This window comes from Mycobacterium persicum (assembly GCF_002086675.1).
GTDB classification, from domain to species: Bacteria; Actinomycetota; Actinomycetes; order Mycobacteriales; family Mycobacteriaceae; genus Mycobacterium; species Mycobacterium persicum.
Window position 1 is genome coordinate 31,326 of sequence record NZ_MVIF01000042.1, and the last position, 12,386, is coordinate 43,711.

At 68.0% G+C, this 12,386-nt stretch carries 4 protein-coding genes; 2 read left to right on the forward strand and 2 right to left on the reverse strand.

Going from position 1 to position 12,386, the window contains the following annotated elements; all coding sequences use genetic code 11:
* The first annotated feature begins 9 nt into the window (after window positions 1-9).
* On the forward strand, window positions 10-9,594 hold the full coding sequence (locus BST40_RS14670; protein WP_083154585.1) for a Tc toxin subunit A-related protein: 9,585 nt from the start codon (window positions 10-12) through the stop codon (window positions 9,592-9,594).
* A complete protein-coding gene (locus BST40_RS14675; RefSeq protein ID WP_075545857.1) occupies window positions 9,591-9,935 on the forward strand; it encodes a nucleotidyltransferase domain-containing protein in 345 nt (114 codons plus the stop codon). Before BST40_RS14670 ends, BST40_RS14675 begins: the two co-directional genes overlap by 4 nt.
* Window positions 9,936-10,143: 208 nt before the next feature.
* On the opposite strand, the gene mnmA is transcribed toward BST40_RS14675, so the two are convergent.
* Both mnmA and BST40_RS14685 read right to left on the reverse strand, forming a co-directional pair.
* Window positions 10,144-11,238 carry a tRNA 2-thiouridine(34) synthase MnmA gene (mnmA, locus tag BST40_RS14680; protein WP_075545884.1) on the reverse strand — a complete coding sequence of 365 codons (1,095 nt, stop codon included), beginning with the start codon at window positions 11,236-11,238 and terminating at the stop codon, window positions 10,144-10,146.
* Window positions 11,235-12,386: cysteine desulfurase family protein (locus tag BST40_RS14685; protein ID WP_083154587.1), on the reverse strand; the 1,152-nt coding region annotated here is incomplete at its 5' end. The genes mnmA and BST40_RS14685, both read right to left, overlap by 4 nt.

Below are 12,386 nucleotides of genomic sequence, written 5' to 3' on the forward strand. Positions count from 1 at the left end.
GACCCGGACATGCCGCTCGACAGCAAACTCAAACTCGACGACATCGCGCGCCTGCAGACCCCGGGGGCCGCGCCGACCAAACACCGCGTCGAACTGTTGCATCAAGCGCTCGGCACGCTCGGCTTGCCGGTCGACCCCGGCGAGGTGGACGAGGCCAAGCTGGGGAAAACCACCACCGCCGCGGTCAAGGTGCTGCAGGAGCGCGCCGGCCTCGACCAGACAGGCAAGTTCAATAAGTCCACCGTCGACGCGCTCAAGGTCCACGTCGAAGACCAGCTGCTGACCGCAACCAGCTACCGCGCCGGCCGAATCCAGCAGCTGTTGACCGACGCCGGGGTGACGGTCGAGGCGGGCGAGCTGAAAACGCGTACCTTCGGCCCCTCGACCCGCGACCAGCTGAAGGAGTTCGCCACCCAGGCGGGGCTGCGCGATGACGGCCTGGTGACCCAGGACGTCATCACCGCGCTGCGCGCGCACGCGTTGACCCGCAAGCTCAGCAGCAAGACGCAGACCAGCAAGCTGCAGAAGACGATGCTGCGCGCCGCCCGGGCCCGCAACATCGACCTGCACATCGACGGCACCGAGATGCGGACCAAGGAATTGGGGCCGTCGACGCAGGCCGCGATCCGCACCCTGCAAGCGCGGTTCGGCCTACCGGCCACCGGCACCATGGACCCCGAAACCTTCGACCGGGTGCACGCCGCCGCCGCCAGCAAACCGCGCAAGCCGGTGCTGGTGTCCGCGCCGGACCCGACCGCGCTGAAGCCGATCCCGCGGGCGTTGCGCCTCAACGCGACCAACAAGGACGTGCCGGTGCTGCAGCGCACGCTTGCATTCCTCGGCCACGGCGTCAACGAGACCGAGTTCAAAGAGACCCGCTTCGGGGCGTCCACCCGCGGCGCGGTGCTCGCCTTCCAGAAGTCGGCGGGCCTGCCGGAGACCGGCCACGTCGACAAGGTCACCCTCGCCGCGCTCAACCAGGCGGTCATCCGCGCCAATCCCGCCGCCGCAGCCACCACGGCCCGCATCCGCGGAACCGTCCGCGACACCGCGTGGGCCGGCATCAAAGGCGCGAGCGTCGAACTGCGCACCCGCGCCATCGGTGACGCCGGCGTCGTTCTGGGGCAACGCACCACGCTGGCCAATGGCTTCTTCGATCTGCCGTACACCCCACCGGTCGACGCCGCCACCGGCAAGTCGGTTTCCCCGCTGTTGCTGACGGTCATCTACCGCGACCCCGCCGGCGCCGAGATCGGGCGTAAGAACTTGGTGAACCCCTCGCCCATGGCGTGGGCCAACTTCACTCAGGGCGACCGGCCGTACGCCGGGCCGTCCGATTACGAGGTGCGGCTCGCGGCCATCAGCGCCGCGGCCAAGGGCGCCCCGCTGATCCTGCTCACCGAAACCGCCGATCATCCCGATATCAGCCACGTCGCGCTGGCCTGTGGCCTGGCGCAGGACGACGTGATGCGGATGGTGCTGGCCGCCCGGGTGTCGTCCAAGCTCGCCGGCGGTGCGCTGGACATCGCGGTGGTGTACGCCTTTCTCGAGCAGAGCCTGCCGCCGAGCCTGCCCGCCGAGCTGTTGGCCAGCACCAACGAGTGGGAGCTCATCGACCAACTGGTGGAAAACACCGCCAACGGCATCGTGTTCATGGAAAGCCCGTTGCAGGAGGCGGCGCTGGACAGCGCGCTGGCGGAAAACCTCATCCCCGTCACCGTCGGCGCCCGCCGCGCCGCCATCACCGCGGCGCTGGCCGCCAACCGCACCGCCTTCGCGCTGCACAAGCCGTTGCTCGTCGGCAACGGCAACTTGGCGTCGGTGCTGGGGACCAGCAGCATCCCCGCGGACCAGTTCGACACGGTCGCCGAGGTGTTCGTGACCTCCCGCGGTTTCGGCGCCCAGTTCTGGGCCGACGTGAACGCCGCACTGCCGGGCCTGGACACCCAGGTCCAGGACTTCAAGCAATCCGTGGACGTCGGGTTGGTCGTCAAGAACCACCTGCCGACGATGACCTTCATGAAAGAAAAGATCGCCGATCCAGCCGACACCCGGGTCAACTCGGCGCGTGACCTGGCCAAGCTCACCCCCCAGGAATGGAGCGACTACATCTCGGCCAACGGGAACGCGATCCCGGACGGCACCGACGGTGCCTCGCTGCCGGCGCGGCGCGAGACGTTCGCGCGCACCCTGGCCGCCCAGAGTGAGCGCATCTTCCCCACGGTCGCGTTCGTCGCCGAGGTCGGCCGCAGCACTCAGACCGCGCTGACCAAGGTCGACCAGGTCGCGGCGTTGGTGGACGCACACGAGGAGCTGAACCTTCGCACCGACAACGTGGACGGGTTCGTGGCCAGCAACGCTATCGCCGTCGACGACGACGTACGGGCCGATCTGCGCGTCCTGCAGCGCGCCCACCGGCTGGCGCCCACCGCGGCCACCGGCCGGGCACTGCTGGACAACCACCTGCACAGCTCGATGCAGATCCTGTCGGTGGGTAAGGCCGAACTGGTGACCAAGCTGGGCGCCAGCGGCGTCGACCAGCCGACCGCCCTGTCGATCCACGGCTACGCCATGTTCCAGTACGCCAACGTCCTACAGCGCCTCGGCGACTTCCGCGCCGAGATCCACCAGAGCGATCCGGCCGCGGTGGTTCCGCAGGCGGTCACCGCCGCGGAACGTGCCGATCTGCTGGGCCAAATCCCGGACCTGGAGCTGCTTTTCGGCCCGCTCGACGTGTGCGATTGTGCGCACTGCGCCTCGGTGTACGGCCCGGCCGCCTACCTCGCCGACCTGTTGCGTTTCCTGGACGCGCATCCGTCGCAGGTCGCGGGGCGCACCGTACGCGAAATCCTCACCGATCGCCGTCCCGACCTGGTGACGACAAAGCTCAACTGCCCCAACACCGAGACCGCGGTGCCCTACATCGACCTGGTCTGCGAAATCCTCGAGGCCGCCGTAACCGGAGCGGACCCGGACGGGCAGACCACCCGCCCGGCCGAGGAGCTGCGCGCGGTCCCCGAGCATCAACGGGACGGCGCCTACGACACGCTGCGCACCGCCGACTTCCCGATGACGGGTGTCTTCGATCTGTGGCAGGAAGACACCCGCATGCTGCTCGAGCACCTGGGTGTCCCGCGCTGGCGGTTGATGGGGGTGTTCGGCGACCCCGACGCCGACGCCGCGTCGATCGCGGCCGAGCAGCTCGGCATCTCCTCGCACGAGACGTCGATCATCACCACCGCCGCGGCCACATCGGTTGCCCAGCAGAAGTTCTGGGGCCTGGACCCCGACCGGGCAGAGATCCCGGTCCTGGATGTGATGGGCCACGCCCACCTGCGCTACCAGCAGATCCTGGTATTGCGGACGCTGACCTGGATCAACCCGCCGGGGGCGCCGGCGCCCCGGCAACTCGCGCGTCCGGTCGGCAGCGCATCCCTCGACGACCAGCGGTTGACCGGGATCACCGTCGACACGCTGGACCGCATCCACCGGCTGCTGCGGCTATGGCGCCACGTGCCGTGGGATCTGTGGGAACTCGACCTGCTGGTGCGCACCGCACGCATCGGCGGCGGCGCCGTCAACGGACCGGCGCTGGTCGCATTGCGCGACGCCGCGCAACTGCAGAGCCACCTCAATGTGCCCGTCGAGACGCTGGTCAGCTGGTTCGGCGATTTGCCCCGGCAAGGGCGTCCCGACCCCGCCGACCCCACGGAAGCGGCGATGTCGGCCTACGCCGCGCTGTTCTGCAACCCCGCGGTGCTCAACCCGCCGGACCCCGCCTTCGCGGCGCCGGGGGGCGGCGCGCTCGCCGCCGATCGTCACCCGGCCCTGCTGGCGGCGCTGTCGGTGACCGAAAGCGAGCTCACCCAACTGCTGGCCAAGGTGGGCGCGACCTTCGATGTCGAGCACCTGAGCGCACTGGTGCGCTGGAGCACGCTGGCCCGCGGCCTGGGCATGCGGGTGACCGAGCTGCTGGCGCTGGCCACGCTCGTCGAGTCCGTGGTCGCGGACCCGTTCGCCGCCCCCGCGGCGCTGCTGGAATTCCTCGACGTCCGCGACGTCATCCGAACGGTCGGCATCGCGCCCGCCGAACTCGACGCGCTGCTGCACGCCCGGCCGGACTCGCCGTATCTGCCCGGTGACGACGCCACCACCGACGCGGTGCGCACCCTGCGGGAAAGCCTGCGCACCGCGGCGCCGGACAGCCGCGCCGGAGCGGCCATCAGCCACGTCGCCACCACCTTCGGGGTGCCCGCCGAGCACGCCGCGCTGCTGATGAACGGCCTCACCGTGACCGGCGAGCCGCTGGCCACCCGGTTCACCGACGCGGCGATCGACGCGCACGACGACGCCGGCAACTATGTCACCGAGCTGAGCGCCGCGGCCCAGCCCGCGTTGTATACCTCATATGCGTTGCTGCACAAGGTGGTTCGTCTGATGCACGTGCATGGCGTCACCGCGCTGGACGACCTGCGGTGGCTGCTCGACAACGCCGCCGACGTCGGTGTGCTGGCGTTCGGCGATCTGCCGGTATCCGCCGAGCCACCGGCCGATCGCTTCGGCGACTGGCTTGCCCTGGCGCGGCTGCGGCTGCTGCGCGCGACGGTGCCGTCGGCGCCCGAGGTGCTGCGCCTGGGCAGCAAGCCCGCCTCGACACTGGCACAGTTGCGCACGGCCGCCGCCGGCTTCGGCCTCAGCGCGGACGATCTCGCCAAGCTCGATGGCGGTCGCCGCGCGCCCTACCGCGACCTGAGCTTCCTCAACCGGCTGTGCGCGGCCGCGGCACAGATCAAACGCCTCGGTGTCTCTGCCACAACATGTTTCGCCTGGGCGGACCGCGACACCGACGCCGTCCAGGCGGACATCGCGCGGCAGGTACGTCAGGCGGCCAAGTCGAAATACGAAGCCGCCGCGTGGCTTTCGACCGTGACGCCGATGCAGGACAACCTTCGTGAGCGCAAACGCGACGGCCTGCTGGCCCATCTGATCGAGAAGTCGCTGCGCGCCGAATCCCCGTCGGTCACCGTCGACGGCAAGGTGTACGTCAACCGCAAGTACTGGCGCAACTCCGAGGATGTCTTCAACTACTTCCTGATCGACGTCGACATGTCGGCCTGCCAACTGACGTCGCGCATTCAGGAGGCCATCAGCGCGGTGCAGACGTTCGTGCAGCGCTGCTTGCTCAACGTGGAGAAGCCCGAGGTGCTGATCTCCGGGGCCGAGCGGGCCGATCAGGTCTCGCTGGACGCCTGGAGCCAGTGGAAGTGGATGAAGAACTACCGGATCTGGGAAGCCAACCGCAAGATCTTCCTCTACCCGGAGAACTGGATCGAACCCGCACTGCGCGACGACAAGTCGCCGTTCTTCGTCGAACTGGAAAACGAACTGCTGCAAGGCGACATCACCGACGCCCGCGCCGAGACCGCGCTGCGCCACTACCTGGAGAAGGTGCACGAGGTGCACGACCTCGAGGTGGTTGGCATGTACCACGACGTCGACGACGACTCGCCGTTCGACAACCTGCCGCCGTCGATTAACCGGGTACATGTCGTCGGGCGCACCAGAACCGATACCCCGTCGTACTTCTACCGAAGCTTCGACCTCAACACCGGGGCGTGGGCGGCCTGGGAGCGCATCGACCTCGATATCACCGGCGAGCACGTCGTGCCGGTGGTGTATAACCGTGCGCTGCACCTGTTTTGGCTGGTGATCACCGACAAGCCGCAGAAGGTGCGGCGCCAGCCCGCCGCGCAGCAGACCACGTCGACCAGTGACGCCCCCGAGCCGCCCAAGCAACTCGAGATCAAACTCGCCTGGTCGGTGCGCCGCGAAGACGGATGGAGCCCGCGGCGGGTCACGCCGAACCCGCTGGTGCATCCGTGGCAGCGGCCCGCCGGCAGCTACACGCTCAAACCGCGCTACAAGAGCCGCGAAAACCAGCTGTGGCTGGACCTTTACGTGTCCACCAGCCTCGAATTCAACAACACCAAGTTCTACGACCCCTACACCGGTCAGTTCGCCTACCTGACCGGGACACGGTTCGACGAGACGGCACGGCCGTGGCACTCGTCGTCATTCGTGTTCGACGGCAATGTCGTTGCGACCAAGCTGAAACCGCTGCGCGGCCACTACCACGTGCTGGACGCCGCCGGGCTGGCCTCGCCGACCCTCACCCAGACGACGTCGTATCAGTACGTCCACGACGCCGCCGACGACCGCGGCCGCATGGTGCTTGCCCTCACCGGCGGCTATGAGATCGCGCCGCGGATGGCCCTGCCCGAGGGCATGCACTTCCAGACCAACCGTCTGGTCAACAACACCTACAAGATGAACAGCGGCCGGTTGTCGGTGCTCGAGTCCGGGGCCTCGGTCGCGCTGCTCAACGCCGCACGCACGCCGTTCTCGCTGTCGTTTTCGACGCATCACGTGCAGCTGGACACCGCCGCCTACGAACGCAGCCCGTTCTTCTACTCCGACACCGGCCGAACATATTTCGTGGAATCGGAGTGGGTGACGGTCCAGCAAAGCTCCACCGAGGCGGTGCAGCGGCTGCGCTACCGGTTCGCGCCGTTCTCGCACCAGTACACCGCGCTGTTTCTGCGTGAGTTGAACCGCGGCGGCGTCCCCGGCCTGCTGAGGCGGGCCATCCAGCGCTTCCCGCAGACGTTCTACCCCACCAATTCCTTCAACTTCGGGAGCTACCAGCCCACCAGCGCCGCCATCGCCGAACCGACCGCCCAAACCGACATCGTGGATTTCAGCCCGCGCGGGGCGACGTCAATCTACAACTGGGAGCTGTTCTTTCACGCGCCGTTCCTGATCGCCTGCAAGCTCACGGCCAACCAGCGCTTCGAAGAGGCCATGAAGTGGTTCCACTACGTGTTCGACCCGACCGACACCGAGCAGCTGTCCGCGCCGCAGCGTTTCTGGGTGACCAAGCCGTTCTTCGACATGGGCGACGCCGAGATACGCAAGCAACGGATCCAAAGCATCTTGGACAACGTCGAAAGTCATGCCCCGGAGGTACGGGCCTGGAAGAACGATCCGTTCAAGCCGTTCCTGGTGGCGCGGACCCGGCCCGTCGCCTTCCAGAAGGCGGTCGTCATGAAGTACATCGACAACCTGATCGCCTGGGGTGACCAGCTCTACCGGATGGACACGCTGGAGTCGATCAACGAGGCGCGAATGCTGTACGTGCTGGCCCACGAGCTGCTCGGCCGCCGGCCCGAACACGTCCCGGCCGCGCCGCGCGCCGACCAGTCCTATGCCGAGCTCACGGCGAGCTCGCCGCTGGATCCGTTCGGGAACAAGCGGGTGGACGTGCTGCTGGAGAACTTCGTGGCGCGCCCGGCCACCGTGGTCGATGCTCCGCCGGGGACACCGCCGCTGCCCGAGCTGCCGCTGCTGTATTTCGGCATCCCGGCCAATGATCAGCTCGAGCAGTACTGGACGACGGTCGAGGGCAGGCTGTTCCAGATTCGCCATTGCATGAATCTGGCCGGCCAGGTGCGTCAGCTGCCGCCGTTCGCGCCGCCGATCGACCCGGCGGTGCTGGTGCGCGCGGTGGCGGCCGGCGTCGACCTGGACAGCGTGCTGGCCCCGTCCGGGGCCGCCGCCAGCCCGTACCGCTTCCGCACGCTGGTGGGTAAGGCGCTCGAAGTCTGCGCCGAGGTGCGGGTGCTGGGCCAACAGATGATCGGCGCCCTGGAGAAGCGTGATGCCGAGGCGTTGGCCTTGCTGACCGCGGGAAACGACGTTGCCTTGCAGGACGCGATCACCCTGATCCGCAAACAGCAGATCACCGAGGCCAACCTGGCGGCCGCCGCGATGGAGAAAGGGTTCGACGCGATCGACGAACGCATCGCCTACTTCGGCGGCATACCGCGGATGAACGACTGGGAGACGGCCGGTGTGGTGGTGCACGGCCTGGGCCTCATCTCGGAAATCCTGGCCACCGTGCTCAGCGCGGTCGCCGGACCCTCCCACCTGATTCCGCAGATCGAAGCCGGCGCAGCGGGTTTCGGCGGCTCCCCGACGCTGACGGTGAAGTTCGGCGGCACCAACGTCGGCAGCGCGGCCAGCAGCTTCGCGGCATTGTTCAACGGCCTGGCCGGCATCCTGCACCAGGGCGGCCACATGCTGGAAACGCAAGGCATGTACACCCGTCAACACGACCGCAACCAGCACGAATTCACCGTGGCCCAGAAGGATCGCGCGCACCTGAGCGCGCAGCTGGAGGCGTCGAAGGTGCGCATCACCATCGCCGAGAAGGAGCTGGAAGCTCACGAGCTGCACATCGACCATGTCGGCGCCACCGCCGAATACCTCAAGTCGAAATACACCAATCAGCAGCTCTACGACTGGATGGTCGGGCAGCTGGCCACCGTGTACTTCCGTGCCTACCAACTTGCCTTTGACCTGGGCAAGCAGGCCGAACGAGCGTTCGAGTACGAGCTGGGCGCCGACCCTTCCCGGCCCACGTTCGTCCAGTTCGGGTACTGGGACAGCCTGAAGAAGGGTCTGCTGGCCGGTGAGCGCCTGACCGCCGACCTGCGCCGGATGGAGGCCGCCTATTTAGACACCAACCGGCGCCGGTTGGAGCTGACCCGGTCCTTCTCGCTGGCGGCGATCGACCCGATGGCCCTGGTTGCGCTGCGCAGCAGCGGCAGCTGCAACGTCACTTTCGGCGAGTGGCTCTACGACCTCGACCATCCCGGCCACTTCCAGCGTCGGCTGCGTTCGGTCGCGATATCGGTGCCGTGTGTGACCGGGCCCTACACCAATGTCAACGCGACGCTGACGCTGACCGGCAACGGTGTCCGGCTGATCGACGATCCCGGCGGGGACTACGGCGATCCGTTGGTGACCGAGGACGCCCGGCGATTTGCCGCGGAGAACGTGCCGGTGACGATGATCGCCACCAGCCATGGGCGCGCGGACAGCGGCATGTTCGACGTCCGTGGCGACGACGACCGCTACCTGCCCTTTGAAGGTGCCGGCGCGGTGAGCAAGTGGGCCATCGCGTTGAAGAAGGAGCACAACCAGTTCGACCTCGCGACGGTCACCGACGTCATCCTGCATATCGAGTACACCGCACTGCCGGGAAGCGCCGCGCTGGCGGCCGCGGCCACCACCGCGTTGAATACGAAATTGCCCAAGAATGGCGCCCGGCTGCTTGCTCTTGACGCTGAATTCGCCGGCGCATGGTACCGATTCGAACACCCCGATGCCGGTGCGGAGCAGATCTTTGCCATTGACGTCGGCATGCAGCAGGTGCCATTTGCCATTCGGCGCGCGGCGGGATCAACCGGCCTGGTCGTCACGCGGGCCGACCTGGTGGTGGAAAGCGCCGCTACCCAGCCGTTCGACGTTCGCGTCGCCGGGCCGGGAAACGATTTGGGTGACAGCGTGCCGCTGACCGTCGACGGTAGCTTCGGTGACTTGTTCCATGCGGTGGTCACCCCCGGCCCCGGCACCCCGGTGCTGGGCGCCTGGCAACTGTCGATCAAACGTCAGGCCGACGACGACTTCACCTCTCTGCCCGCCGGCCTGGTCACTCACGCCTATCTCGTCCTGCAGTTCGGTACGCCATGATCCGCGCGGCAGCCGCGATGGCCGAACTCATTGTCCGAGCGTGCGATCCGGAGGAAGTCCTGCTCTTCGGATCGTTCGCGAAAGGCCGGCAGCGCGAGCACAGCGACATCGATCTGCTCGTCATCACCGCCAAGCGCGCCTCCGACGCGCTGCGCCACGAGTTGCGGGATCTGCTGCTGTCCTTCCCGGTCTCGGTGGACGTGCGGTTGCTAACCCCGGACGAGGCCCGGGCCGCATGGGCCGACCGCGGGTGTTTCCTACAGTCGATCCTGTCCAGCGCGGTGCCACTGTACGTGCGCGGTGAGCGATCAATCGTGCGGGAATTGGCCGCGAATCCTTGACCCGATGACTTTCCGCGTTGTACTTTGAAGGTCCGGAGGAACTTAAAGTCATTGTATTGGGGTGTTGAATTAGTCGCAGGACAAATTGCACTGTCATAAAAAGCCTTCGTTACTAGATTGAGACCTCGCTCGCCGGGGCTCTTTCGCTTTTAGGGCCAAAATCGAGCGCGGCCCGCGGCTCTTCGGCACCCGAAACGGCGCTCGGCGCCTAGTTCAGCTTGCGGTTTGCCGCCGACGTTGCCGTGATGGTGGCGCTGCCGAGCACCTCGTCACCGGCGGGATCCGGCCGATAGAGCACCACCGTCTGGCCGCGGGCCACGCCGCGCAGCGGCGCATGCAATCGCACCATCAGCTCATCACCAACCAATTCGACTGTCGCACTTACCGTTTCACCGTGGGCACGCACCTGCACCGCGCACTCGAGCGGACCTGTCGGTGCGGCTCCGGCGGTGAACACCGGCGCTCGTCCGCTCAGCGCGTGCACGTCGAGCTCGGACACGTCCCCCACGCGAACGGTCGCGGTGTCGGCGTCGATCGCGGTGACGTAGCGCGGGCGGCCATCGGGACCGGGTCCCGGAATACCGAGGCCTTTGCGCTGGCCGATGGTGAACCCGTGCACTCCGTCATGGGTGGCCAGCACGGAGCCGTCCGCATCGACGACGACGCCGCGGCGAACGCCGATGCGCGCACCGAGGAACGCCCGGGTGTCGCCGGAGGGAATGAAGCAGATGTCGTGGCTGTCGGGTTTGTCGGCTACCGCCAGGCCGCGGCGGGCCGCCTCCGCCCGAATCTGCGACTTGGGAGTGTCCCCGATCGGGAACAGCGCATGGCGCAGCTGCCGCGCGGTCAGCACGGCCAGCACATAGGACTGGTCCTTGTCGCGGTCGACGGCGCGCCGCAGCCGCCCATCCGACAGCCGGGCATAGTGGCCGGTGGCCACCGCATCGAAGCCCAGCGCCAGCGCCCGGGTCAGCAGTGCCGAGAACTTGATCCGCTGATTGCATCGGACGCAGGGATTGGGTGTTTCGCCGCGGGCGTAGGACGACACGAAGTCGTCGATCACGTCTGCGCTGAACTTCTCGGCGAAATCCCAGACATAGAACGGTATTCCGAGTACATCGGCGACCCGGCGGGCGTCCGCTGCGTCCTCTTTGGAGCAACAGCCCCGCGATCCGGTGCGCAGCGTTCCGGGCGCCGTCGACAGCGCCAGGTGCACACCGACCACGTCGTGTCCGGCATCGACCATGCGGGCGGTGGCGACCGACGAGTCGACACCGCCGCTCATCGCGGCGAGAACCTTCACCACGAGGCTCCCGCGGCTGCCAGGGCGGCGCCGCGAGCGCGGGCCACCGCACCGGGCAGGACCCGCAATGCCGCATCGACATCCGCGTCGACACTGGTGTGCCCCAGGGAGAGACGCAGCGACCCACGAGCACTGGCGGGATCGGCGCCCATCGCGACCAACACGTGCGAGGGCTGGGCCACACCGGCGGTGCAAGCCGAACCGGTCGAACACTCGATCCCGTTGGCGTCCAACAACATCAGCAGCGCATCACCCTCACATCCGCCAAAGGTGAAGTGCGCGTTGCCCGGAAGCCGCAACGGGTCGCGAGCACCGTTGAGACACACGTCGTCGATTTGGGCGAGCACCCCCTCGACCAGGCGGTCGCGCAGCAGCCGCAGCCGCGCGCTGTTGGCCTCCAGGCCGTCCACGGCGAGTTGCGCGGCGGTGGCCATTCCCGCCGCTCCGGCGACGTCGGGAGTGCCGGAGCGGATATCGCGTTCCTGGCCCCCGCCGTGCAGCAACGGCACACAGGCGACGTTGCGGCGCAGCAACAGCGCGCCGACGCCGGGCGGACCGCCGAACTTGTGCGCCGCCACACTCATCGCCGACAATGTGCTCGCACCGAAGTCGACCGATACCTGTCCCACGGCCTGAATCGCGTCGCTGTGCATGGGCACGCCGAACTCGGCGGCGACGGCGGCCAGTTCGGCCGTCGGCATGATGGTGCCGACCTCGTTGTTGGCCCACATCACCGACACCAGCGCGACGTCGTCATGGCTACGCAGCACCTCACGCAGCGCGGATGCCGACACCGAGCCGTCGTGCGCGGTAGGCAGCCAGGTCACGTCGGCGCCCTCGTGCTCGACGAGCCAGTCCACCGCGTCGAGTACGGCGTGGTGCTCCACCCGCGAGGTGACGATGCGCCGACGGCCCGGCTGCTCGTCACGGCGCGCCCAATAGATCCCCTTGACGGCCAGGTTGTCGCTCTCGGTACCGCCGGCGGTGAAGATCACCTCCGAGGGGCGGGCGCCGAGCTTGTCCGCGATCAGCTCCCGGGATTCCTCGATCCGCCGGCGCGCCGTCCGCCCCGTGGTGTGCAGCGACGAAGCATTGCCGACGGTGCCGAGCGCGGCCGTCATCGCCTCGATGGCGGCGGGGTGCATCGG

Bases quoted from the DNA above. Each gene is read 5' to 3' on its own strand.
- BST40_RS14675 (WP_075545857.1), top strand. From the start codon at position 9,591: ATGATCCGCGCGGCAGCCGCGATGGCCGAACTCATTGTCCGAGCGTGC.
- BST40_RS14670 (WP_083154585.1), top strand. From the start codon at position 10: ATGCCGCTCGACAGCAAACTCAAACTCGACGACATCGCGCGCCTGCAG.